Here is a 22,993-nt window from a genome sequence, read left to right on the forward strand (position 1 = left end):
GTCGGGCTCGACAAAGACCGGCTCACTCACGGCTGGAGGCGGCGCGGCCGGTGCCACCGCGTTCTCGGCGGGAGCGGGTTCAGTGGCGGCAATCGATGAAGGCACAGGATGGACTGCCGGCGGCACGACAGCCGGTTCCGGACGGTCTTCTGGTTCGTTCGCAGTCTCCGGCACGCGGCCCGCGGCGGCCATGAGTTCGAGGAGGAACGCGAGGCTGATGCCAAGCGCGAAACCGGCAAAGGTGATGAGAAGCACCATCGGGCCGGTCTTCGGGAATGACGGCGACGTTGGAACCGACGCATTCTGAATGACTACACCGAGGCCCGGCTGAGCCGACAGGTCCTGGCGCGCAGAGGCTTCCGCATAGCGGCTGAGCATGGCTTCGAGCAGCACCCGGTCAGCGCCCGCGTCACGCTCGAGCGCCTTCAGCTTCACGTCATCGAGATTGGCGTTGCTCTCCTGGTTCTTCAGGTTCTCGAGGCTGGCGATGAGCGACTTCTCGCGGGTCTCCGCGATGCGGGCCTGTTCATCAAGGCTCGACACGACTTTCAACGCCTCGGCGCGGATCTGCTTGTCGATGTTCGAGATCTCGTTCCGGACCGCGATCATCTTCGGATGATTGGACAGATAGGTGACCGACAGTTCGGCCATGCGGCGCGAGGCTTCGGTGCGCTGCTCTTTCAGGCGCTGGACGGCGGCAGAATTGAGAACGTCGGTGGCCGATTCCACGCCGCCACGCGTCTCGAGAAGCTGGCGGATCGAGTCAGCCCTCGCGCGCGCTTCGAGGCTGGCCGCCTTGGCCACGCTGATCTGCGAATTGAGTTCGGAAATTTCCTGCTCGCCCAGTGTGACCGTGGCACCCTTGAGCAGACCCGCTTCGGCGCGGAATCTCTCGACGGCCTCTTCGGACTGGGCAAGCCGCTTCCGGATCGCATCGATCTGCTGGGACAGCCAGTCGCGCGCGCGCTCGGTGGGTTGCGACTGCGCCTCGCGCGTCCACATAACATAGGTATCGGCCAGCGTATTGGCGACACTGGCGGCGGTCTCGGGATTGGACGAGTTGTACTCGATGCCGATGACATTGGAGTCCGGCAACTGGTAGACGTTGAGCTTGTCGTTGTAGCGGTCGAGTGCGCGTTCTTCCGGAGTCTTGAGCGCAGGATCGCTGCCGAAGCCCAGCTTCACCTTCAGCTTTCCAACCGTGCCCTGCCCCTCGATCAGCGAATTGAATTCGGGCTTGTTCTCAAGTCCCAGCGCGGCGATCACGCGGCGGCCAAGATCTTCCGACCGGATCACCGAGATCTGGCTTGCGACGACGCGGTCGTCGATGGCCTCGGCGCGCGGATTTTCCGTTTGCTGCATGCGGTCGAAAGGCGTTTCCAGATTCTGGATCAGCACCTGCGCCTTGCTGGTGTAAACCGGCTTCAGAAGTGTGACGACACCCATGCCGATGGCAAAGGCGAACAGTCCTGTTCCGAGAATGAGCGCCTTGCGATGCGCGACTCCACGCAAGACATCCATGATGTTGATGACTGCCGGAGCAGCGGTCTGGAATGGCTCGTTGCGGGGCGTCATGACTTACCGGTTGGCGCTTCTCGAGAGGTTCAAGGCGGCAACATGGGCTGTCATGGTAACCAATCCCTTAATTCAGGCTGGCGTGAACAAATCTTCATACAGCCGCTTAAGTCATTGCTAACCATGCGCGTTTAATTTCACTCAAGTCCGGGGCCTTCCGCCGGATGCGTTCAATATGGATTACTCGCGTGAGTCTGCGTCTTGCTGTCCTCTTCGCTGCTGCTGCCTTGCTGGGCGGCTGCTCGCAAAACTGGAATGACGTCTCCTCGCCTCCGGGCGGCACGGGCATCACCAGCGCCGGAACCGTCGAGGAAGGTGCCTATGCCGTGTCCAGCGTCTCTCAACTTCCAACACGCAACAGCACCGGCGTTGTCGATCCCTTCGGTACCAAGGGAAAGACTGCCGCCTATGAATTCGGCACCGGCTACCGCATCGGTGCTGGCGACCGCCTCACCATACGCGTCGCGGGCGAACCCGATCTTACCGCCGACTATCTCGTCGATGGCTCCGGCAACATCTCCATGCCCTACGTGCAGAGCCTTGGCGTCGGCGGCCTCACGACGCCGAAGATCGAGGACCTGATCACGGCGAAGCTCCGCGCCGGATTCCTACGCGATCCGCAGGTGTCGGTGCAGGTCACCACGCTGCGTCCCTTCTATATTCTGGGCGAGGTGAACACCGCCGGCAGCTTCCCCTACCAACCCGGCATCACGGTGCAGAACGCCATTGCCATCGCAGGCGGCTACAGCCCGCGCGGTGATCATCGCGATGTCCTCGTCACCCGCAAGAATGCGCAGGGCACCAACACCTTCAAGGTGCCCGTCACCACGCAAATCTATCCGGGCGACATCATCTACGTGCGCGAGCGCTGGTTCTGAGCGGCACCCTAATGCGCATTCTCCACGTCTTCCGCACGCCGGTCGGGGGCCTGTTCCGCCATGTGCGGGATGTGGCGCGCGGCCAGTCGGCGCTGGGCCACGAGGTCGGCATCCTGTGCGACTCGACCACGGGCGGCGATACGGCGGTGAAGCTCCTGGACAGTGTCGCGCCGTTCTGTTCGCTCGGCGTCAAGCGCATCCCGATCTCGCGCATGCCGGGCCTTGGCGATCTTTCAGGCGCGCGCCAGACCAGGTCCCACGCGGCCATCGTGAAGCCTGACATCATCCATTGCCACGGCGCAAAGGGCGGCCTCTATGGCCGGGTTGCCGCGCGCCTGCTGGGCGTCCCCTCGGTCTACACGCCACATGGCGGCAGCCTTCATTATGAATGGTCATCGCCAGCGGGTGCCGCCTTCCTTTCGGCCGAGAAGGCGCTTGCCGCCATCGGCACCGGCATTCATTTCGTCTGCGACTATGAGCGCGATGCCTTCGAGAAGAAGATCGGCATCGGCAAGAAGCCCCATGCCGTGATCCACAACGGATTGTGGCCGGAAGAATTCGAGCAGGCGATGCCGCGTCCCGGTGCCGCCGATCTGCTGTTCATCGGCGACATGCGGATGCTGAAGGGCGTCGACGTGCTGCTCGATGCCATCGCCAACCTCAACGCATTCCGTCCCACAACGGCATGCCTCGTCGGTGACGGACCCGACCTGCCCCAGTTCAAGGCACAAGCGAAGAAGCTTGGACTGGATGGCCTGGTGAGTTTCCCCGGCCGCATGGGCGCAAGAGAGGCTTTCGGCCTGGGCTGCATCCTCGTCATGCCATCGCGCGCCGAGAGCTTTCCCTATGTGGTGCTGGAGGCCTGCGCGGCCGGCGTGCCATTGATCGCCAGCAATGTCGGCGGCATTCCGGAAGTGCTGGGGCCCGGCAACCTTGTTCCTCCCGGAGACGCAGCGGCATTGGCGTCCCGCCTCGCGGAAGCCCTTGCCGACCCGCAGGCCGTGGCCGCCTCGGCGGCAGACACGCGCGAACGGCTGCGGACCTCGTTCTCGGCCGCCGGAATGGTCGAGGCCATACTCGGCCTCTATGCCCGCCTGAGATAGGCGCCGCCCCGCTTTCGGGCAGGTTGTTTACCACTCGTTTACCGTGACGTCCCAATAGTGGGCATGGCCGGCCCGCATGGGCGCGCGACTTGCTCCTGGGTGTTCATAACGAGACCACGTCCCATCGCGGAACATCAAAAGCCATGCGCGCACAGCCCGATCACAAATACACCACCGTACCGGCAGACGTCCTCGCCCGCCTGACCGATGGCGATGCGAAACCCGCCGCGCCGGACGTTTACCGCAGCGAAGCTATCAAACGCCTCAGCCACGCACCGCTCATCTCCGCGCGGGTCATTTCATCGACGATCCGGATGATCGAGGGATTGCTGGTGGCGCTCGCGGGCGCCCTGCTCGCCTGGTATCATCCGGGATTCGAGACGAGCGAGATGGCGCCTTTCTATGTGCCGCTGGTGATCGCAACCTCGATTGCGCTGCCACTGCTGGCGCAGGCCTTCGGGCTCTATTCGATGCAGTCCCTGTTGCGGCCCATCGACAACTTGCCGCGCACGGCATCCGCCTGGACAATGATCTTCGTCGCCATCGCGGTCGCCGTCTTCCTCAGCAAGTTGGGTGAGTCCTACTCGCGCTTCTGGCTGGCGAGCTGGTTTCTGCTCGGGCTCTCTCTACTGGTCATCGAGCGTATCGTCACGGCACAGGTGATGCGTGCCTGGAACCGCAACGGGCAATTGTCGCGCCATGCGGTGCTCGTCGGGGGCGGCAAGCCTGCAGCCGATCTTCTCTCGGCAATCAACGCCACGGAGAATTCCGACATCGACGTCGTCGGTATCTTCGATGACCGCGACGACATCCGCTCGCCGACACAGGTGGGCGCGCTGCACAAGCTCGGCAACGTCTCGGAACTCGTCGACTTCGTGCGCCAGGCCCGCATCGACCTGCTGCTGGTGACCTTGCCACTGACCGCAGAAGAGCGGCTGCTGCAGATCCTCAAGCGCTTGTGGGTGCTGCCCGTCGACATCCGGCTCAGCGCCTATTCGCAGAAGTTCCATTACCGTCCGCGGGCCTATTCCTACATCGGCAACGTGCCCTTCCTCGATGTATTCGACAAGCCGCTGGGCGACTGGGGCACGATCCTGAAGACGATCGAGGACAAGGTGATCGCGGCCATCGCCCTCGTCCTGCTCTCGCCCATCATGCTGATGGTGGCGCTCGCCGTGCGCCTCGACAGCAAGGGACCGATCCTGTTCAAGCAGAACCGCTTCGGCTTCAACAACGAGCTGATCGGCGTCTACAAGTTCCGCTCCATGTATCACGACATGCGCGATGCGGATGCCGCGAAGCTCGTGACCAAGGGCGACCCGCGCGTCACCCGTGTCGGCCGCTTCATCCGCAAGACCTCGCTCGACGAGCTGCCGCAGCTGTTCAACGTGCTGCGGGGCGAACTCTCCCTCGTTGGCCCCCGCCCTCACCCAACCAAGGCAAAGGCCGCGGACCAGCTCTACAACGACGTGGTCGACGGCTACTTCGCCCGCCACAAGGTGAAGCCCGGAATCACCGGGTGGGCCCAGGTCAACGGCTGGCGCGGCGAGACCGACACCACCGAAAAGCTGCAGCGCCGCGTCGAGCATGATCTCTACTATATCGAGAATTGGTCGCTGGCCCTCGACCTCTACATCCTGTGGCGCACACCCATCGCGCTGCTCAAGGCGGAGAACGCATATTGACGGCTGACTACGCATCCAGACCCCGAACCTCCGGCCTGCCGCTTGACCGCGTGCAGGCCGCAGCCGTCTGGCTGATGATGATGTCGTCCTTCTTCGTCAGGATCGAGCCAGCACCTGTGGATCTGATGTTCGCGCTTGCGATGACGGTGTTCCTGGTCGGCGGCGGGCTCAGCGTCACAGTGGTCGCCTTGCCGCTGATCGTGCTGCTCACGCTCTACAATTTCGGCGGCTTCATGAGCTTCCTGACCGTGATGGGCGAGCCCAAGACCGGCATGTTCGTCATCACGTCGTGCTACATGGCGGTCTCGGCGGTGTTCTTCTGCTTCTATGTGCAGACCGACACGGAACGCCGCTTCGCCGTGTTCAAGAACGGCTACATCATCGGCGCCGTCATCGCCTCCGTCATTGGCCTCGTCGGCTACTTCAACATCGGCGGCACCGGCGCCTATCTCTCTCCCATCTTCCGCGCGCAAGGCACCTTCAAGGACCCCAACGTGCTCTCGACCTATCTGGTCCTGCCAGCGCTTCTGCTCACGCAGGACGTGATGCTCGGCACGACGCGCCACAGGTTCTGGCGTTACATCGGACTGATGATCGTGCTGGCCTGCCTGTTCCTCGCCTTCTCGCGCGGCGCATGGATGAACTTCATGTTGGCGGTGACGATGACGGTGATCCTCACCTTCACGCTCACGCCCTCGCAGAAGCTCCGTACCCGGATCATCCTGCTCGCGGCGGGCGGCATCGTGATGCTCGGCATCAGCCTCGCGGGGCTCTTGAGCATCGACGTCGTGGCCGCCGCCTTCGAGGACCGCGCGACGCTTGCCAAGGATTATGATTCCGGCGAGTTCGGCCGCTTCGGCAATCAGCTCAACGCCATACCGATGCTTCTCGAACGGCCCTTCGGTTTCGGACCCTTGCAGTTCGGCCAGATCTTCGGTCTGGACCCGCACAATGTCTATCTCAATGCCTTCGGGTCCTATGGCTGGCTCGGCGGCATCTCCTACATGCTGCTCATTCTCGGCACCATCATCGTGGGCTTCAAGGGCGTGCTCATTCGCACGCCGTGGCAGGGCCAGACCATCGCGCTGTTCTGCGCCTTCTTCGCGACGGCATTGCAGGGTGTCCAGATCGACACCGACCATTGGCGCCACTTCTACTGGATGCTGGGCCTCGTCTGGGGCTTCTATGCGGCCTCGGCGGCGTGGTCGGTGCGGCAACAACGCTTGCCGCGTCCACAACCCTGAAATGCAATAGGAATGGGAAACTCATGATCGACGTCCACGGCCTCGGCCTCACCAACATTGCGCTTCGCGACGATGGCGAGGGCGTACTTGTTGCGTCGCTGAACCGTCCGGCCAAACGCAACGCGCTGGACGCCCAGAGTGTGGAGGAGCTTGTGCGGCTGTTCGATGCCGTGCCGCGCGCAGGGATCAAGGCCGTGGTGCTGCGCGCCGAGGGCACGCATTTCTGCGCCGGGCTCGATCTCGTCGAGCATCACCGAGAGGACCGTGGACCAGCCGAGTTCATGCTCCTGTGCCTGCGCTGGCACGAGGCCTTCAACAAGATGGAATATGGCGGCGTGCCTATCATCGCCGCGCTGAAGGGCGCGGTTGTAGGCGGCGGGCTCGAACTGGCATCGGCCGCGCATATTCGCGTGGCGGACCAGGGCACCTACTTCGCCCTGCCCGAGGGCCAGCGCGGCCTGTTCACCGGCGGTGGTGCCACGATCCGCGTGGCGGCCCTCGTCGGCAAGGCGCGGATGATCGACATGATGCTGTCGGGCCGCGTCTATCAGGGTGCGGAAGCGGTATCCGTGGGCTTGTGCCAGTATCTGGTCGACGGGCCATCGGAGGACAAGGCGCTGGCGATCGCCCATATCGCGGCGCAGAATCCGCCGCTGTCGAATTTCGCCATCTGTTCGGCGATCTCGCATGTGCAAAACATGTCGGCGCTCGATGCCTCCTACACGGAAGCCGTGGTGGCGGGTATCGTCAACACCCAGCCTGCCTCGCGCGAAAGGCTCGCGGCGTTTGCCAACAAGACGGCAGCGCGGGTGCGGCCGAACGAGACCTGATGGATTTCCGGTGGAAGGGGAAAGGTAAAATGGTCGGAGCGACTGGATTCGAACCAGCGACCCCTATCCCCCCAGAATAGTGCGCTACCGGACTGCGCTACGCTCCGACTTGGCGCCGATGTAGCATCCTTCACGGCGGAGTAAAAGGTTTATTCGGCGGGTGCCTTGTGAGTGCTGAAACCTGCGAAGATATCACCCCGCTGCCCGGTATGACGCTGCGCCTGGACGCCAAGAATCGCAGCCCATGCAGCCTCCGCCAGGATCACCGCGATGGCCATCCCCAGAAGCCCGAGAGACGGTGTCAGCACGAAAGCCGCTCCTGCCAGCAACGTCATCGCCACGACACAGGCGCCCGCGCTGCGGCGTTGAAATCCCTCCAGCGAAAGAAGATGCTGGTTCATGCCGCCGGCGGCGCGGAAGAGCTGGCTCACCATGAAGAGGACCAGCGGCCAGCGGGCGCTCTTGTAGTCGGGGCCGAAGATGCCGAGAATGAGAGGTCCGAAAGCAATCGACAAGACAGTGCAAGCCGCAATCGCCGAGAAGCCGATGAGGTTGATGCGGAGGATGAGTGCGCGTGACGTCGTCCTGTCGCCCCGCACGATGGCGGCCGAAAGATCGGGCAGCACGAAATTCTGCGTCACCTGCGTCACGAAGCCCGCGAGCGCTGCAAGCCTGATGGCGATACCGAGCTGGGCCACGTCCTGGGCGGGCAGGAACACACCACCGATCAGCGTCACGATATCCGCGAAGGACATGGCGACCGCCGCGATGAGCACCATGGCAGCCGCCCTGCCGCGCAAGGCGCGGGCGAGATCGTGCGGACCCGGGCCGAGTGAGCCGGGCAGCACGCTGCGGCCGAGCAGGACGGCCTGGGCGATGGCGACCATGAAGGTGATGACGACCACCACGCAGATCATGGTGATGAGGTCGGGCGATACATGCAGCGCCCACATGACGAGCAGGAACACCAGCAACAAACCCGGCCTGAACAGGAAGTCCGGCACATAGGATAACTGGAAGCGCCGCCTGGAATTGGCCGCCGAACTGGAAATGCGGATCAAGGCCGAGGCGGGCGCCATCATTGCGCCGAAGACCAGGGCCAGCTTCAGGTCGCGGCTGACAGGCGCGAAGGTCCACACGGCGGACAGCAAGGCGAAGACGAGCGCGCTGGCGATGATCGTGTCGTGCCACACGGCGCGGTGGAACGCCTCGCACAGCTTGGTGCGCCCCAGCGCATAGTAGCGCGGCAGCACCGTCATGGTGAGCGAGGGATAGCCCGCCGTCATCAGCAGGCTGATGATGGCCGCGGCGCTGAGGCCCATCAGCACGATGCCGACCTCTTCCTGCGGCAGGAGCCGGGCCAGCAGGATCTGACTCACCAGTCCCATGGCCGCTCCGCCGAAGCGCAGGCCCACGAGATTGATGGCCGTCACGATCATCCGCCACAGGGACATATAGCCGATCGAACTCCGCCGATGCGGCGGGATGATCCCGCCGAACATCAACCGGTAACACGGCCAGCCTTTAGACTTTGTTGCGGTATCGCTATCGCGGCAGCGTCGGGTCGAGGATCTTGCGGGCATCGCCGAGGTCACGAAGCGCTGCCAGCAGCATGTCCGCGTGGTTGTCGGACAGGCGGTTGACGATCTTCACGGGCTCAGCCGTGCCATCGGCAGGTGCCGCAAAGGCAGAGGCAGATGCCAGCTTTGCCGCAGCAGACTTGCCGGCACGCGGCGCAGCCTTTGCCATGCCAGGCGGCGGGGCGGAGGCCATCTCTCCATCGCGCTTGCGCGGCTCGATCTCGCCGCGGCCAACGCCCGCCACATAGGTTGCGCCATCCTCCTTGAGGATCTTCTGGACGCCACGTATCGTGTAGCCTTCCTTGTAGAGAAGGCTGCGGATGCCCTGCAGAAGCTCGACATCGACCGGCCGGTAATACCGGCGGCCGCCCGCCCGCTTCATGGGCTTTATCTGCGTGAAGCGGGTTTCCCAGAACCGCAGGACGTGCTGCGGCACGTCCAGTTCTTCAGCGGCCTCGCTGATGGTGCGGAATGCGTCGGGGGACTTCTCGACCATGGTTCACCCCTTCCTCTTGTCCGAATCGGGGACGAACTCAGTCTTCGTCAGAGCCCCGTTCCAATCCGTTGATGACGTTCTTCATGACCTGGCTCGGCCGGAACACGAGCACACGCCGCGGTGTGATCGGAACTTCCTCGCCCGTCTTGGGGTTGCGCCCGACGCGGCCATTCTTGCTCCGCACCATGAAGGTTCCGAATGACGACAGCTTGACGGTTTCACCCTCGACCAGATGATCAGACATCATGTCGAGCATGGTCTTCACGAGATCGGCCGACTCGCTCCGAGACAGCCCGATCTGCCGGTGGACCGCTTCACTGAGATCGGCGCGGGTTAGCGTTTTTCCAGCCATCCTCTAGCCCCCTGCAATTGTCAGGAAACTAGGCGTCAACCGCCGCGCGGTCAACCAAAATATTGCGAACTCAAGGGCTTACGGGCGCAGTCTCAGAAGCGGGCCAGGATTGCGCCCCAGGTGAAGCCGCCGCCCATGGCCTCGAACAGCACCAGATCGCCCCGCTTGATCCGCCCGTCTCTTACGGCAACGTCAAACGCCAAGGGGATGGACGCCGCCGAGGTGTTGCCGTGGCGGTCGAGCGTCATCACGATGCGGTCCTCGCGGATGCCCAGCTTGCGGGCCGTTCCCTCGAGAATGCGGCGGTTCGCCTGATGCGGCACGAACCAGTCCACGTCCTTCGGCGCCACGTTGGCCGCCTTCATGGCCTCGTCCATGATGGTCGCGATATTGACCACCGCATGCTTGAAGACCTCGCGGCCCTCCATGCGCAGGTGCCCGACAGTCCTGGTGGTGGAGGGCCCGCCATCGACATAGAGCTTGTCGTGATAGCGCCCGTCCGAGCGGATGCGGGTGACGAGGATGCCGGGGCTCTCCTGCGAATCGGGCAGCGTCTCCGCCTTGAGGACCATCGCCCCTGCGCCGTCGCCGAACAGCACACAGGTTCCGCGGTCGGTCCAGTCGAGGATGCGCGAGAAGGTTTCAGAGCCGATCACCAGAACGCATTCCGCCTGGCCCGACTTGATCATCGCATCGGCAACGCTCATCGCATAGACGAAGCCCGAACAGACCGCCTGCACGTCGAATGCGGCACCGCGCGTGATGCCGAGGTCGGCCTGCACCAGCGTGGCGGTCGCAGGGAAGGTCTGGTCCGGCGTCGATGTCGCCAGGATGATCAGGTCCACGGCATCGGGGGTGAGTCCGGCGTGGTCAAGAGCGCGGCGCGCCGCTTCGACGCCCAGCGTGCGCGTTGTCTCGCTGTCATTGGCAATGTGGCGGGCGTGAATGCCGGTGCGCTCGACGATCCATTCGTCGGTCGTGTCGACCACCTTGCTCATGTCGGCATTGGTCATCACGCGTTGCGGCAAGGCCGACCCGCATCCCGCAATCACGGATCTGCGGACGGCCGTCGGTGTTTGGTTCATATTGTTGGTTCCGGTTGCTTGTCGTGCGGCACCACCGGCCTGATGAGAGCATTCATCATCTCGACATCGGTCTTGATCTTGCTGACGAGATCATTGCGAACCATGTCGAGGGCCACGTCGATCGCGGTGGCAAAGCCCAGCGCGTCAGTACCGCCATGGCTTTTCACCACGACGCCATTGAGCCCCAGGAACACGCCGCCATTATGTTTGCGCGGGTCCATGCGGTCGCGAAGGGCATTGAAGGCGCCGGAAGCCAGAAGCGCTCCGAGCTTCGAGACCCAGGTCCGTGTGAGGCACAACTTCAGATAGGTCGCGAGCTGCTTGGCGGTGCCCTCGGCGGCCTTCAGCGCGATGTTGCCGGTAAAGCCTTCGGTGACGACCACATCGACCGTGCCCTTGCTGATGTCGTCGCCTTCGACGAAGCCGGCATAGACGAGCGGCAGTTTCGAATCGCGCAGGATGCGGTGGGCTTCCTTCAGCTGCTCGACGCCCTTGATCTCCTCGACGCCTACGTTGAGCAGGCCGACGGTTGGCTTTTCGAGGCCGAAGAGGCAGCGCGCCATGGCCTCACCCATCACGGCGAACTCGACGAGCTGCGTCGCGTCGGCACCAATGGTGGCGCCGACATCGAGCACCACGCTTTCACTTCGCATGGTCGGCCAGATTGCCGCGATGGCGGGCCTTGAAATGCCGGGCATGGTCTTCAGCACGAAACGGGCCATGGCCATCAGCGCGCCGGTGTTACCGGCCGAGACGGCCGTATCGGCCGCGCCTGAGCGTACCGCCTCGATCGTCAGCCACATGCTGCTCTTGCCACGCCCCTGGCGCAGCGCCTGGCTGGGCTTTGCATCCATGGTGACGAAGACATCCGTGTGAATGATCTCCGAGCGGTCCTTCAGCTTCGGGTGGCGCTCCAGCAAAGGCGCAATGCGGCTGCGGTCGCCGACCAGCAGGAACCTGAGTTCAGGATGGCGGACAGCCGACAGGGCAGCACCGGGAATCACCATGTCGGGACCCTGATCGCCCCCCATGGCATCCAGCGCGATGGTCAAATGTTTCTTGGTCGTCAATCTCTTGCCGCTATCCGCTCAACCCAGCCAAACACCCGCTCCCAGGCCTCGGCGTGACCGGAAGCCTTAGGAGATTGGCCGCGAAAAGTCATTTAAAAAGGGCTGATGGCGAAGCAGGCCTCAATCCGGCTTCCGCTTGGCCAGAACGGCAAACGGCGATTGACGCTCCACTGGCGCCGGTTCGTCCTCGATGTGTTCGTCAAAGGCTTCGCCAGGCTTGCGTGGATAAGGATCGAGGTCGAGCGCCAGGGTTTCGGCCGTCACCTCGCCCAAGTCGATCCAGCCGTTTTCGATGGGGTCGGCCCCGTCCTCGTTGTCATTCTCGACGACAGCGCCAGGCGGCAGGAAGTAGCGGGACACCGGCACCGACACGGTTTCGCGGAAAGATTCGAGGCTGATCACGGAGACCTGCTCGATATCGGCCGTAAGGTGGCCTTCGAGCTTCAGGCCGCCGCCGCGCCATGGCGTGGCGCGGATCTCGGCCTTGAGCGAATGGATGGCGGGGATGTTCATGCGCTTGGCCAGCGCACGGCATTCCTCGGGCTCGGCCACCAGTTTTTCCGTGCTGCCGAGTTTGGGCACACGGTCGGTCTGGAGGGGCCGGGAGAATTCGGGAGTCCGGGATTTCTGCTTCATGGTGTTGGCTCCTGGAACCGGATGGTACCGCGGGCAATGCCAGAGGTATCCTGGGACGCGAGATGTCCGCGCTGCTGCATGACATATTCCGCAAGCCGCCCGGGTCCGTCGCCCGCGGCTCCTTCCGGGAATACGTTGCGGGCGATGGCAGCGTCAAGTGCGCCCTCGGGCCCTTCGAGCGCCTGGTCGTAGGCGGCGATGCGGCCGTAGAAGACCTCCGCCATCTTCCGCACCTTCTTGCCCACGGAGATATCGCCCACGCCCATTTCCCGGAGCGAGCGGTCCATGTCGAGGAAGAGTTCGTCGACGAGATCCTGCCGGAACCCCTCCTCCACACCCTTCAGGCGGTCGAGCGCGAGAAAGGTATGCAGGGTGATCATATCGAATCGCCCGTCCAGCGTATCCGCCACGCCCCACCGGGCATAGAGGACAGGGTGCCGTGCGGCAGCCACAATTGCCTCGTAGACGCTGCGGTGAGGTTGTGCAGACCGTTGAAAAAATCGTTTCAGGATCATCGTGTTGCCGCTAATCAAAGAACAGGGTGAACGGTTTCTTAAACGGTTACGGCCAGAATGGGACAAAGATTGCCTCGCATGAAGAAAACGACCACGCCCACTCCGTTCAAATGGTTTGCCGCTGCCAGCGTTGCAATGTTTCTGGCCGCCTGCTCTCCGGAAGTCGAGCATCGCGGTTACGTGGCCAAGCCCGGCGCCTTCAACCAGATCAGCACCGGCATGTCAAAGATGGAGGTCGAGGGTGTGCTCGGATCGCCATCGACGACCGCCTCGGTCAATTTCAAGGGTGACAGCTTCTATTACATCACCTCGATCACCGAAGGCCGCGCCTTCCTCATGCCGAAGGAAACCAACCGCGAAGTGATTGCCATCCGCTTCGACGAACAGGGACAGGTGAAGAGCTTCGCCCAGTACGGGCTCGAGGATGGTCGCATCATCGATGTGAACACACGGACGACCGTGGTTGCCGGTGAAGCGGACGTCACGTTCCTCAACCAGATTTTCCGCGGTGTCCAGTCCTCCACGGCGGGCCCCGTTCTCGGACGAAAGCTGTAGCCGCGTGGACCTTATCCTCAGGGGCGGCCGTGTCATCGATCCTTCCCAGGGTCTCGACGGCATTCGCGACATCCGGTTCTCCCGCGGCAAGGTCTCTGCAATTGCCAAATCGCTGCCCGACGACGGAGCCGAGATCCGCAATGTTTCGGGCCTGATCGTTGCGCCGGGCCTCATCGATCTTCATACCCATGTCTATTGGGGTGGCACATCGCTCGGCATCGACGCTGAAGAGTTCTGCCGCACCAGCGGCGTCACCACCGCCGTCGACACGGGCTCCGCCGGACCCGGCAATTTCATGGGATTCCGCAAGCACGTCATCGAGCGCTCGCAGGTCCGCATCCTCGCCTATCTCCATGTCAGCCACGCCGGAATCTATGGCTTTTCCAACCGCGTGATGGTGGGCGAGAGCCACGACATGCGGCTGATGGACCCGGTGACGGCGGCGGAAGTGGCTGATGCCAACCGCGACGTCATCGTCGGTATCAAGGTGCGCGTCGGTGCGCATGCCTCGGGCGACCATGGCATTCACCCGCTCGACATCGCACTTCAGGTGGCGGACGAAACCGGCATGCCGCTGATGTGCCATATCGACGAGCCGCCGCCGACCTATGAAGATGTCATCAACAAGCTCCGTCCCGGCGACATCCTCACCCATGCCTTCAGGCCCTTCCCCAATGCGCCCTGCACTGCGCAAGGCACGGTCAAGCCCGCCGTGCTGACGGCACGCAAACGCGGCGTGCTGTTCGACATCGGGCACGGCATGGGCTCGTTTTCCTTCAAAACCACGCGCGCCATGCTGGCGAACGGTTTCGTGCCGGATACGATCTCGTCGGACGTTCATGCACTGTGCATCAATGGCCCGGCCTTCGATCAGGTGACCACCATGTCGAAGTTCCTGTGCCTCGGCATGAGCCTGAGCGACGTGGTCAAGGCCTCCACCGAGACCGCTGCCTTCGCGCTGAAGCGCCCGGAACTCGGCAGCCTGAAACCCGGAAGTGCGGGCGACGCCACCCTGCTCAGCGTCGATGAGGGGCAGTTCGACTATGTCGACGTCATTGGCGAGCACCTGACCGGCAACACCAAGATCAATTCGCGCGGCGTCGTGATCGCCGGCAATTGGTGGCACCCGGCCTGAGGAGTTGATGCGCATCAACGCGCGTGTCAGACTCCCGGGCTAGCCTCTCCCAAACTCACAAGGGAGGATCGAATGAACAGGATCATCTTTGCGTGTGCCCTCGCGGCGCTGACGGCAACGCCCGGATTTGCGGCCGATGCCGCCAAGGGGCATGACATTGCTGCGGCCAATTGCGCGCGCTGCCACGTCATCGAGAAGGGTGGCGCATTCAAGCAGATACCGCCCAGTTTCCAGTCAATCGCCATTTACCGGACCGCCGACGACATCTGGCAGCGCATCCTCTCGCCCAATCCGCACTCGAACATGCCGGACACGCAATGGACATTGACGCCTGAACAGGTTCAGGATCTGGTCGCCTACATCACGTCGCTCGATGTTCCGGTCAAGCTCTCGCCCTGAGATGGAGAACACATGATGATCCGCCCACTCGCCGCCGCCGTGCTATGCCTCTTCCTCGCCCAGGCCGCCGCTGCTGACGTGCCGGTGCCGCAACAGATGGGCGACCGGCTGCGGGCGGGCGAACTCGTGCTGCTGGAGCAGGATCTATCGGCAAGGCTCAAGTCCGATCCGAAGGACGATCAGGCGCGGCTTGCCCTTGGGACCACGCAGTTCATCCGCACCATCGAGGGCATGGCACAAGCCATGTACCGATACGGCCTGGAGCCGCCGCGCGGCATCGCGCGTTCGCTGCCGTTCTTCCGCTTTCCGGTACCCGTCAATCCTTAGCCCGAGAAACTCGACTACGAGAAGATGCGCGCCGTTTTCGCCGCTGCACTCGCAGGGCTGACGGTGGCCGAGGCGACACTCTCCCAGATGGGAGATGCGGAGGTGAAGCTGCCGCTGGCGCTCGGATTGGCCAAACTGGACCTCAATGGCGACGGGACGTCAGAGGAAGACGAGCGGTTGTGGCGCGTGTTCGATGCCTCGCTCGGCGGCGGCAACATTCCGCCGGAAGCGGCCGAGCGCTTCATCATCACCTTCGACCGCGCGGATGCCGCCTGGCTCCGCGGGTATACGCATCTCCTCAGTGCACTGATCGAATTCGGCCTTGCGCATGACTCGCGAGCGAGCTTCGAGATCAGCGGCCACATGCTGTTCCCGCGCGCCGGACTGCCCTACGCCATCCTCAACGCGCAACCGTTGCCGCCAGACGAATGGTTCGATGCCGCGTCGATTGCCGATGCCATCGCAGCCATCCACTTGATGCACTGGCCGGTGACGGAGCCCGAGCGGATGAAAGCCTCGCTCGCGCATCTTGAGAGCGTGGTGAAGCTGAGCCACGAGAGCTGGCGCTTCATCCTTGCGGAGACGGATGACGAGGCCGAATGGATTCCATCGCCTGCCCAGAAGATCGCTGCCATGCCGGCCGCACTCGTCAGCCAGCAGACGGTCGACGGCTGGATGGTATTCCTCGGCGAGTTCGACGCCATCCTGCAGGGCCGCAAGCTGGTGCCGCACTGGAGGCTGGCGAAGGGCATCAACATCCGCCGCGTGTTCCTGGAGCCCACGCCCTTCGATCCGGTGCTCTGGGCTCAAGGGTCAGCCGCCGTGCCCTATCTGGAGGATGGCCCGATGACCGACCGCGCCACATGGAACCAGATCATGCGGATGATGGAGGGCAACTTCCTCGGCTATGCGGTCTGGTTCAACTGAGCCCCATGAAAAAGGCGGCGCCCGCGAGCGCCGCCTGACCTTGGAATGGATCGCGGGGGGACTCAGTAGCTTCCGGCGATGAGGTCTTCGATCTCGGCGCAGACTTGGTTGTTGCCGGAGACGAGACGGTTGCCCTTGTGCAAGCCATCGTTCGCCAGGAAGTCGCTGTTCTGAAGGCCGACGCCTTCGACGACGCCCATGCCGCCGAGGCAGTCCCATGACTTGATGACCGGTTCGAAGAAAGCGACGAGACGGCCCGCCGCCACGTAGCACAGGCTCAGGGCGCCGGAGCCGTCGCGATAGAACATGCCGCCCGCTTCAAGGAAGCGCTGGAAGGCGGGCAGGAACATGGCCGGACCGCTCTTCAGTGAATAGCCCGTGCCGGTGAGGCCGTCCTTGATCGTGCCCGTCATCAGGCCCTTGATGGGCTTGCCGTTGAGTGTCGAGGGGAAGGACCTGCCGCCGGCGAAGAGCTCGTTGCGGGCCGGGGCATTCACCATGCCGAATTCCAGCCTGCCGTTCCGCACGAAGGAAATCGACACGCACCAGCACGACATGCCGCAGATGAAGGGCTGCGTGCCGTCGATGGGGTCAACCACCCAGATGCCCTGCCCGTCTTCATAAGCGGTGGGCGGGGTTTCCTCGCCGAGGAAGGCGTCTTCCGGAAAGGCCTTGGTGATACGGTCGCGGATCAGCAGCTCGGTATTGAGGTCGGCTTCGCTGGCGAGGTCCTGCGGGCCTTTCGTCTGTACGCTGAGCTTTTCGCGCGCGTTGAAATAGCCGTTCGCCAGTTCACCCGCATCGCGGATGACCTCGATACCGAGACGGAAACGTTCTTCGAGAGACATGAGATCCTTAATCCTTCCAAAGCCAGGCAGCGCCCCGCACTCCACTCGCATCCCCATGCCTGTTGCGCAAGATCGGCGTGTGGAAAACGGTCGAAAAAGTACGCTGTGCCAGCGCGGGCGGAAGGTCCTCGTAAAGTTCGTCGACGTTCGACATGCCGCCGCCCATCACGAAGACATCGGGGTCGAGTGCGTTGACCACGGTGGCGAGGCCACGCGCCACGCGGTCGATGTAGCGCCGCCACAACAGGTTGGCGAGATGATCGCCCTTGCGCTTCAGGTCCATGATCTGCGCGGCCTTGAGCTCCACGCCCTTGTGCTCAGCATACTGAGCTTCAAACGCGCGGCCCGAGCACCAGGTTTCGATGCAGCCGACGCGGCCGCAATAGCAGGGCTTGCCGGGAATCTCGGAGACGTCCGGATAAGGCAGCGGGCTGTGGCCCCACTCGCCGCCGGAATTGTTGGGGCCATGATGCGCGCGGCCATTGACGGCGATGCCCGCACCAACACCAGACCCGAGGATGACCGCGAAGACGACATTGTAGCCCGCCCCTGCCCCATCCACCGCTTCGGACGCGGCAAGGCAGTCGGCATCGTTCTCGACCCTGAGCTCGCGCTCCAACACGCGCTTCAGGTCGGCTTCGACCGGCTGGCCCAGCAGCCACGTTGAACTTGCGCCCTTGCCCAGCCGGCTCTTCGGCTCCAACGAACCCGGAATGCCGATGCCGACGGAACCCGTCTGCCCGGTCTTCGCCTCCAGCGCCTCGATCATGGCGCGAATCGCCTTCAGGCAGCCTTCATAATCATGGCGCGGCGTTGCCTCGCGCAGGCGCAGAAGCTCGCGGCCATCGGCCTCCATCGCCACGCCCTCGATCTTCGTTCCGCCCCAGTCAATTCCGATCAGCATGGCCCTCTCCCGCTCGACCTGGGTGCGGGTTCTATCGCGCCCGATAGCAAAGTCGAGCAAAACCGGCAGCGGAATTGCCGGACCACGGCATGTGGGATTTCTTAACGCCGCGCTGAGAGGATTCGCAGGTCATGCAGGACAGCGCGCTGAAATACCTCGTCATCGCCCTCACCGCGGCTTGCGCCGTGGCGATGCTGGCCCAATGGACCGGCCGGTCACAGCCACAGCAGCGCGGGTGGAAGCTCGTGACGCCCGGCGCGATGCACTGGACGGCAGTGTTCCTGAGCGGCGGCCTCACGCTCCTCATGGCCTATGTCTGGCTCTTCATCGGGTCCAGTCGCCCCGATGGCGCTTTCCAGATGAAAGTCCTGTTCTGGCTGATCGTGGCATTCGGAACGGGTTCCATCATCGCAGGGTTCTCGTGCCGCGCCATCATCCGCCGAGGTATCCGCTGGCGCGGACAGGCTATCACCTACAATGGCCCTACTGGCGAGGTGACGCACCGCTTCGACGAGATCAGCGACGCCCGCAACACCTTGCGCGGCTTCGTGATCAACTTCGGCGAGGGCCACCTGCTCCGGGTCGATCCCAATGCGGCTGGTGCGCAGGCCCTGATCGATGCCGTGCTGGCCAGCCGGGGCGAATCACCCGACGAAGACCGCGAGGACTGACGGGGCGGCCCTGCTGTACCGTTGCTTCGCTGCGAACGCAGTGCAATCATCCGCCGGGAACGGGGATACAGGCGATGGACGACTCTCGCTTCGGACATGACGACAAACGCGGCAACTGGACGCCGAAGGCGCCGGTCTCGTATGGCCCGGCCTTTGCATGGCCGCCGCAACAGCGCGCGCTTCTGAAATGGCTCTTCGGCTTTCCCGGCTATTTCCTGCCGTGGAACGTGCTCTATGCGGTGGCCGCCGTGCTCATCTGGATGTTCCTCACGCCGTCCCTTGAAACGATGAAGACGTTCTCCTTCGGCTGGGTGGGGCTGGTGCTGCTCCGCAACATCGGACTGGCGATTGCGGTTTATGGCGCGTGGCACCTCTGGCTCTATGTCTGGCGGCGGCAAGGCACCGCCTTCAAGTACAATCGCCAGTGGCCGAAGGAGCGGTCGCAGGCCTTCCTGTTCGGCAACCAGACGTATGACAACATGTTCCACACGCTGGTGAGCGGCGTGCCCATCTGGACGGCCTATGAGGTGCTGCTGCTCTGGGCCTATGCCAACGGCATCGCCCCCATGATCAGCTTTGCCGATCATCCGGTGGGCTTCATCGCGGTGTTCTTCCTGGTGCCGCTCATTCACGAGGTGGGTTTCTACTTCGCGCACCGGCTTCTGCACTTCTCGCCGCTCTACGAGATCGCCCACAAGCTGCATCACCGCAACATCAATCCGGGGCCATGGTCGGGCCTCTCCATGCACCCCATCGAGCATGTGATCTATTTTTCCACGATCCTGCTGTTCTTCATCATCCCCTCGCACCCCATCCACATGATCAACCTCGCCTCACGGCTGGGCGTTGCCCCGGCGCAGGGCCACACAGGGTTTGACCGGCTGGCGATGGGCGATGAGGCCAGCATGGACGTCTCGTATTACGCCCACTACCTGCACCACAAATATTTCGAGGTGAACTATTCGGACGGCATGGTGCCGCTCGACAAATGGTTCGGCTCCTTCCACGACGGCACACCGGAAGCGCATGAGGCGATGAAGAAGAGAAGGATGATGCGGGGGGCTTGAGAGAGATTAGAATCGGCACGCCAATCCATCCGATCAGCACCCGCTACACGCAGAAGGAAGAGATTGAAACCGATGACAAAGAGAAACCCCAAGTTCAAGTCGGAGGTGGAGGTCTCGTCGACAAAATGGATTTGAGCAACTCCGATCCGCCGCGATTTAAAGCAGCTCAGTTAGAATTCCTGCCCTAGGCGGAGTGTGTCGAGATGCTGATTCTGGCTGAACTTTTGGAACTCGCAAGGTCGAGGCCCATCAGCGATTCATCAGGACAACGCTTGAGCAGGGATTGAAGGAAAGGAAACGAGTGTGATGCAAAACGAACCGGCGATATTTTATCAGGACATAATGGGCCCAGAACTTGGGTTGGCGTACTGGGAGTTGGCAGGCGAACTATTTACTCTGTCAAATATTTATGCCGACTGCGCATATCTCTTTGGCGAAAAGAGTGAAGATCGAGTCAAATTACTCAACAAGACGGCGCCTCGCTTTTTTCGGAAAGTGCAATTGACTTTCGAAAATGAACTTCTGCTCGGTTTATGCAGGCTAACGGATCCCGCTCAAGATAGGAAAAAAAACAACCTTTCCGTCAAAAAACTGACAGAACTTTACAACAGAGGAAAGCCTCAGGCGGACGCACACATTGAAAGCATTGCTGAGAAGGCGACTAGGTCTGCAGACTTTGCGCGTGATTGGCGAAATCGTTGGCTTGCTCACAAAGACTACGATCTCTCACTGAATAATCTCAGTGTTTCTGCACTTGAACCGGCAACGCTTGGGAAAATAGATGCTGCACTTGCAGCCGTAGATGACACACTGAAAGCAGTAATGTCGGCACACAAGTTCAGCAGTGCGGGTTTCAGAAACATCTCTGATTATGGTGCGGCACCTTCGCTCGCGTCGCTTTTGCATGAAGGATTGCTGGCACGTGATCTTAGAAATAAGCGGGCTGAAAGTGGAAATTCCACCGACGAAGACTTGGCATTGCTCAGTTACCAGCCCTAAAGTCTGACAGCTCCACTTCGCCTAACTCATGTAATTCGTCTCAGACTCCAACACAAACCCCGCCCGGATCGCTCCGGGCGGGGTTCATTTCGTCAAAGATCAGCCCCTCGAGGCTTAATGCCCGGCGAGGACCGCCAGCAGCAGGAGGGCCACGATGTTGGTGATCTTGATCATCGGGTTCACGGCGGGGCCTGCCGTGTCCTTGTAGGGGTCGCCGACGGTGTCGCCGGTGACGGAGGCCTTGTGGGCTTCGGAGCCTTTCAGGTGCTTCACGCCTTTTGAGTCGACGAAGCCATCCTCGAAGGATTTCTTCGCGTTGTCCCAGGCGCCGCCGCCGGCGGTCATGGAGATGGCCACGAAGAGGCCGGTGACGATCACGCCCATGAGCATGGCGCCGAGGGCCGCAAAGCCCGCTTCCTTGCCGGCAATGGCGTAGATCACATAGAACACCACGATGGGCGAGAACACGGGCAGCATCGAAGGCAGGATCATTTCCTTGATGGCTGCCTTGGTGAGCAGGTCCACGGCGCGGGCATAGTCGGGCTTTTCGGTGCCCTTCATGATGCCGGGGCGTTCCTTGAACTGGCGGCGCACTTCAACCACCACAGACTGGGCGGCGCGGCCCACGGCGGTCATCGACATGCCGCCGAAGAGGTAGGGCAAGAGGCCCCCGAAGATCAGCCCCACAACCACGTACGGGTTGGAGAGATCGAAGGTGACATTCACGCCTTCAAAGAAGGTTCCCGGTGCCGCGGTTGCAGCAAAGAACTTCAAGTCCTGGGTGTAGGCGGCAAAGAGCACGAGGGCGCCCAAGCCCGCCGAGCCAATGGCATAGCCCTTGGTGACGGCTTTGGTGGTGTTGCCCACGGCATCGAGCGCGTCGGTGTTGTGGCGCACCTCCTTGGGCAGGCCCGCCATTTCGGCGATGCCGCCGGCGTTGTCGGTAACCGGGCCGAAGGCATCAAGCGCCACGACCATGCCGGCAAGGGCCAACATCGTTGTCACCGCAACGGCGATGCCGAAGAGGCCCGCGAGGTTGAAGGTGACGATAATGCCGGCGATGATGATGATGGCCGGAACGGCGGTTGCTTCCATGGACACCGCCAGGCCCTGGATCACGTTGGTGCCGTGGCCAGTGATGGAGGCTTCGGCGATGGAGTTGACCGGGCGCTTGCCGGTTGCGGTGTAGTATTCGGTGATCCAGATGATGAGTCCGGTGATCACGAGGCCTGCAATGCCGCAATAGAACAGGCTCAAGGGCGTGAAGGCCATTTCGGCATTGCCGAGGGCCACATCCATGCCACCGAACACGTAGGAGATGACGGGATACAAAGCGGCGAGCGAAAGGACGCCGGTTGCGATGATGCCCTTGTAGAGGGCGCCCATGATGTTGTTGTTGGCGCCAAGCTTGACGAAGTAGGAGCCGATGATCGAAGTGATGACACAGGCGCCGCCAATGGCAAGCGGCAGAACCATGCCGGCGAGCTTCATGGCATCCGGCAGGACGATTGCCGCCAGAACCATGGTCGCAACGGTCGTCACCACATAGGTTTCAAAAAGGTCGGCGGCCATGCCGGCGCAATCGCCGACGTTGTCGCCAACGTTATCGGCGATCGTTGCGGGGTTCCTTGGATCATCCTCGGGAATGCCGGCTTCAACCTTGCCCACCATGTCGCCGCCAACGTCTGCACCCTTGGTGAAGATGCCGCCGCCGAGACGGGCGAAAATGGAAATCAGCGAGGCGCCAAAGGAGAGCGCAACGAGGGCGTCAATCACCGTGCGGCTGGTGGGTTCAAAACCCATGGAGCCGGTGAGGAAGCCAAAATAGACCGTAACGCCGAGGAGGCCGAGGCCCGCCACGAGAAGGCCGGTTACCGCGCCGGACTTGAACGCAAGGTCCAAACCGCCGGCCAGGGATTTCGTTGCGGCCTGCGCCACACGGACGTTGGCCCTCACCGAGACGTTCATGCCAATGAAGCCCGCCGCACCCGACAGCACGGCGCCAATCAGAAAGCCCATGGCCGAATAGACCCCGAGCAGGTACCAGGCGATGACGAAAATGACCACGCCGACCATGGCAATGGTTTGATACTGGCGCTTAAGGTAAGCGGC

At 62.6% G+C, this 22,993-nt stretch carries 24 protein-coding genes and 1 tRNA gene; 13 read left to right on the forward strand and 12 right to left on the reverse strand.

From position 1 onward, the window contains the following. Nucleotides 1–1,575 (reverse strand): GumC family protein (locus ACEW8Q_RS01230; protein ID WP_373502233.1); only part of this gene is annotated, 1,575 nt, incomplete at its 3' end. Between the two features lie 188 nt (nt 1,576–1,763). On the opposite strand from ACEW8Q_RS01230, the gene ACEW8Q_RS01235 reads away from it, so the two are divergent. The 5 genes from ACEW8Q_RS01235 to ACEW8Q_RS01255 all read left to right on the forward strand — a co-directional run bounded on the left by ACEW8Q_RS01235 (nt 1,764) and on the right by ACEW8Q_RS01255 (nt 7,315). After that, on the forward strand, nt 1,764–2,453 hold the full coding sequence (locus ACEW8Q_RS01235) for a polysaccharide biosynthesis/export family protein (protein ID WP_373502234.1): 690 nt from the start codon (nt 1,764–1,766) through the stop codon (nt 2,451–2,453). A gap of 11 nt (nt 2,454–2,464) precedes the next feature. Continuing rightward, nucleotides 2,465–3,556 (forward strand): glycosyltransferase, encoded by a 1,092-nt coding sequence (locus tag ACEW8Q_RS01240; RefSeq protein WP_373502235.1) that lies wholly within the window; start codon nt 2,465–2,467, stop codon nt 3,554–3,556. Nucleotides 3,557–3,699: 143 nt separating this feature from the next. Continuing rightward, nucleotides 3,700–5,241, forward strand: a complete 1,542-nt coding sequence (locus tag ACEW8Q_RS01245; RefSeq protein WP_373502236.1) for an undecaprenyl-phosphate glucose phosphotransferase — start codon at nt 3,700–3,702, stop codon at nt 5,239–5,241. Beyond that, complete coding sequence (locus tag ACEW8Q_RS01250) at nt 5,238–6,485, forward strand: O-antigen ligase family protein (protein WP_373502237.1); 1,248 nt, start codon at nt 5,238–5,240, stop codon at nt 6,483–6,485. The genes ACEW8Q_RS01245 and ACEW8Q_RS01250 overlap by 4 nt, the downstream gene beginning before the upstream one ends. Before the next feature lie 23 nt (nt 6,486–6,508). Continuing rightward, complete coding sequence (locus ACEW8Q_RS01255) at nt 6,509–7,315, forward strand: crotonase/enoyl-CoA hydratase family protein (protein ID WP_373502238.1); 807 nt, start codon at nt 6,509–6,511, stop codon at nt 7,313–7,315. Nucleotides 7,316–7,345: 30 nt separating this feature from the next. Here the strand turns inward: ACEW8Q_RS01255 and ACEW8Q_RS01260 are convergent. From ACEW8Q_RS01260 to ACEW8Q_RS01295, 8 genes are all read right to left on the reverse strand, one after another. Further along, a tRNA-Pro gene (locus tag ACEW8Q_RS01260) sits at nt 7,346–7,422 on the reverse strand. A gap of 42 nt (nt 7,423–7,464) precedes the next feature. Further along, complete coding sequence (locus ACEW8Q_RS01265; RefSeq protein ID WP_373502239.1) at nt 7,465–8,817, reverse strand: lipopolysaccharide biosynthesis protein; 1,353 nt, start codon at nt 8,815–8,817, stop codon at nt 7,465–7,467. 43 nt (nt 8,818–8,860) lie between these two features. Then, nucleotides 8,861–9,391 carry a MerR family transcriptional regulator gene (locus ACEW8Q_RS01270; RefSeq protein WP_373502240.1) on the reverse strand — a complete coding sequence of 177 codons (531 nt, stop codon included), beginning with the start codon at nt 9,389–9,391 and terminating at the stop codon, nt 8,861–8,863. Between the two features lie 37 nt (nt 9,392–9,428). After that, nucleotides 9,429–9,743, reverse strand: coding sequence for an integration host factor subunit alpha (locus tag ACEW8Q_RS01275; RefSeq protein WP_373502241.1), 315 nt, complete (start codon nt 9,741–9,743; stop codon nt 9,429–9,431). Between the two features lie 92 nt (nt 9,744–9,835). Further along, on the reverse strand, nt 9,836–10,828 hold the full coding sequence (locus ACEW8Q_RS01280; protein ID WP_373502242.1) for a beta-ketoacyl-ACP synthase III: 993 nt from the start codon (nt 10,826–10,828) through the stop codon (nt 9,836–9,838). Then, on the reverse strand, nt 10,825–11,898 hold the full coding sequence (gene plsX, locus ACEW8Q_RS01285) for a phosphate acyltransferase PlsX (protein ID WP_373502243.1): 1,074 nt from the start codon (nt 11,896–11,898) through the stop codon (nt 10,825–10,827). The genes ACEW8Q_RS01280 and plsX overlap by 4 nt, the downstream gene beginning before the upstream one ends. A 120-nt stretch (nt 11,899–12,018) precedes the next feature. Then, nucleotides 12,019–12,534, reverse strand: a complete 516-nt coding sequence (locus ACEW8Q_RS01290; protein ID WP_373502244.1) for a DUF177 domain-containing protein — start codon at nt 12,532–12,534, stop codon at nt 12,019–12,021. Then, nucleotides 12,531–12,986, reverse strand: a complete 456-nt coding sequence (locus tag ACEW8Q_RS01295) for a ubiquinol-cytochrome C chaperone family protein (protein ID WP_373502245.1) — start codon at nt 12,984–12,986, stop codon at nt 12,531–12,533. Before ACEW8Q_RS01295 ends, ACEW8Q_RS01290 begins: the two co-directional genes overlap by 4 nt. A 141-nt stretch (nt 12,987–13,127) precedes the next feature. On the opposite strand from ACEW8Q_RS01295, the gene ACEW8Q_RS01300 reads away from it, so the two are divergent. From ACEW8Q_RS01300 to ACEW8Q_RS01320, 5 genes are all read left to right on the forward strand, one after another. Further along, nucleotides 13,128–13,604, forward strand: coding sequence for an outer membrane protein assembly factor BamE (locus tag ACEW8Q_RS01300; protein WP_373502246.1), 477 nt, complete (start codon nt 13,128–13,130; stop codon nt 13,602–13,604). A gap of 4 nt (nt 13,605–13,608) precedes the next feature. Next, entirely contained in the window at nt 13,609–14,739 is a 1,131-nt protein-coding gene (locus tag ACEW8Q_RS01305; RefSeq protein WP_373502247.1) for an amidohydrolase/deacetylase family metallohydrolase, read from the forward strand. A gap of 72 nt (nt 14,740–14,811) precedes the next feature. Further along, entirely contained in the window at nt 14,812–15,138 is a 327-nt protein-coding gene (locus tag ACEW8Q_RS01310) for a cytochrome c (protein ID WP_373502248.1), read from the forward strand. Between the two features lie 12 nt (nt 15,139–15,150). Beyond that, nucleotides 15,151–15,465 (forward strand): hypothetical protein, encoded by a 315-nt coding sequence (locus tag ACEW8Q_RS01315; protein WP_373502249.1) that lies wholly within the window; start codon nt 15,151–15,153, stop codon nt 15,463–15,465. Nucleotides 15,466–15,489: 24 nt separating this feature from the next. Next, nucleotides 15,490–16,392, forward strand: coding sequence for a hypothetical protein (locus ACEW8Q_RS01320; protein WP_373502250.1), 903 nt, complete (start codon nt 15,490–15,492; stop codon nt 16,390–16,392). Nucleotides 16,393–16,454: 62 nt separating this feature from the next. Here ACEW8Q_RS01320 and ACEW8Q_RS01325 read toward each other — a convergent pair whose 3' ends face one another. Continuing rightward, on the reverse strand, nt 16,455–17,240 hold the full coding sequence (locus tag ACEW8Q_RS01325; RefSeq protein ID WP_373502251.1) for an inositol monophosphatase: 786 nt from the start codon (nt 17,238–17,240) through the stop codon (nt 16,455–16,457). 7 nt (nt 17,241–17,247) lie between these two features. After that, nucleotides 17,248–18,144, reverse strand: a complete 897-nt coding sequence (locus ACEW8Q_RS01330; protein ID WP_373502252.1) for an ROK family protein — start codon at nt 18,142–18,144, stop codon at nt 17,248–17,250. Nucleotides 18,145–18,275: 131 nt separating this feature from the next. On the opposite strand from ACEW8Q_RS01330, the gene ACEW8Q_RS01335 reads away from it, so the two are divergent. The 3 genes from ACEW8Q_RS01335 (at nt 18,276) to ACEW8Q_RS01345 (ending at nt 20,881) form a co-directional block, all read left to right on the forward strand. Then, nucleotides 18,276–18,815, forward strand: a complete 540-nt coding sequence (locus ACEW8Q_RS01335) for a hypothetical protein (RefSeq protein ID WP_373502253.1) — start codon at nt 18,276–18,278, stop codon at nt 18,813–18,815. Between the two features lie 74 nt (nt 18,816–18,889). Further along, nucleotides 18,890–19,882: a sterol desaturase family protein gene (locus ACEW8Q_RS01340; RefSeq protein WP_373502254.1), complete on the forward strand. Its 993-nt coding sequence runs from the start codon at nt 18,890–18,892 to the stop codon at nt 19,880–19,882. A gap of 306 nt (nt 19,883–20,188) precedes the next feature. Further along, complete coding sequence (locus ACEW8Q_RS01345; RefSeq protein WP_373502255.1) at nt 20,189–20,881, forward strand: hypothetical protein; 693 nt, start codon at nt 20,189–20,191, stop codon at nt 20,879–20,881. 114 nt (nt 20,882–20,995) lie between these two features. Here the strand turns inward: ACEW8Q_RS01345 and ACEW8Q_RS01350 are convergent. After that, nucleotides 20,996–22,993 (reverse strand): sodium-translocating pyrophosphatase (locus ACEW8Q_RS01350; protein WP_373502256.1); only part of this gene is annotated, 1,998 nt, incomplete at its 5' end.

The organism is Aestuariivirga sp. (assembly GCF_041738905.1).
Taxonomy (GTDB): Bacteria; Pseudomonadota; Alphaproteobacteria; order Rhizobiales; family Aestuariivirgaceae; genus Aestuariivirga.

Coding starts and splice junctions, on each gene's coding strand:
- ACEW8Q_RS01240 (WP_373502235.1), top strand. CDS start 2,465: ATGCGCATTCTCCACGTCTTCCGCACGCCGGTCGGGGGCCTGTTCCGC.
- ACEW8Q_RS01245 (WP_373502236.1), top strand. CDS start 3,700: ATGCGCGCACAGCCCGATCACAAATACACCACCGTACCGGCAGACGTC.
- ACEW8Q_RS01265 (WP_373502239.1), bottom strand. CDS start 8,817: ATGTTCGGCGGGATCATCCCGCCGCATCGGCGGAGTTCGATCGGCTAT.
- ACEW8Q_RS01335 (WP_373502253.1), top strand. CDS start 18,276: ATGCAGGACAGCGCGCTGAAATACCTCGTCATCGCCCTCACCGCGGCT.
- ACEW8Q_RS01330 (WP_373502252.1), bottom strand. CDS start 18,144: ATGCTGATCGGAATTGACTGGGGCGGAACGAAGATCGAGGGCGTGGCG.
- ACEW8Q_RS01280 (WP_373502242.1), bottom strand. CDS start 10,828: ATGAACCAAACACCGACGGCCGTCCGCAGATCCGTGATTGCGGGATGC.
- ACEW8Q_RS01255 (WP_373502238.1), top strand. CDS start 6,509: ATGATCGACGTCCACGGCCTCGGCCTCACCAACATTGCGCTTCGCGAC.
- ACEW8Q_RS01325 (WP_373502251.1), bottom strand. CDS start 17,240: ATGTCTCTCGAAGAACGTTTCCGTCTCGGTATCGAGGTCATCCGCGAT.
- ACEW8Q_RS01315 (WP_373502249.1), top strand. CDS start 15,151: ATGATGATCCGCCCACTCGCCGCCGCCGTGCTATGCCTCTTCCTCGCC.
- ACEW8Q_RS01340 (WP_373502254.1), top strand. CDS start 18,890: ATGGACGACTCTCGCTTCGGACATGACGACAAACGCGGCAACTGGACG.
- ACEW8Q_RS01320 (WP_373502250.1), top strand. CDS start 15,490: ATGCGCGCCGTTTTCGCCGCTGCACTCGCAGGGCTGACGGTGGCCGAG.
- ACEW8Q_RS01345 (WP_373502255.1), top strand. CDS start 20,189: ATGCAAAACGAACCGGCGATATTTTATCAGGACATAATGGGCCCAGAA.
- ACEW8Q_RS01270 (WP_373502240.1), bottom strand. CDS start 9,391: ATGGTCGAGAAGTCCCCCGACGCATTCCGCACCATCAGCGAGGCCGCT.
- ACEW8Q_RS01300 (WP_373502246.1), top strand. CDS start 13,128: ATGAAGAAAACGACCACGCCCACTCCGTTCAAATGGTTTGCCGCTGCC.
- ACEW8Q_RS01290 (WP_373502244.1), bottom strand. CDS start 12,534: ATGAAGCAGAAATCCCGGACTCCCGAATTCTCCCGGCCCCTCCAGACC.
- ACEW8Q_RS01310 (WP_373502248.1), top strand. CDS start 14,812: ATGAACAGGATCATCTTTGCGTGTGCCCTCGCGGCGCTGACGGCAACG.
- ACEW8Q_RS01275 (WP_373502241.1), bottom strand. CDS start 9,743: ATGGCTGGAAAAACGCTAACCCGCGCCGATCTCAGTGAAGCGGTCCAC.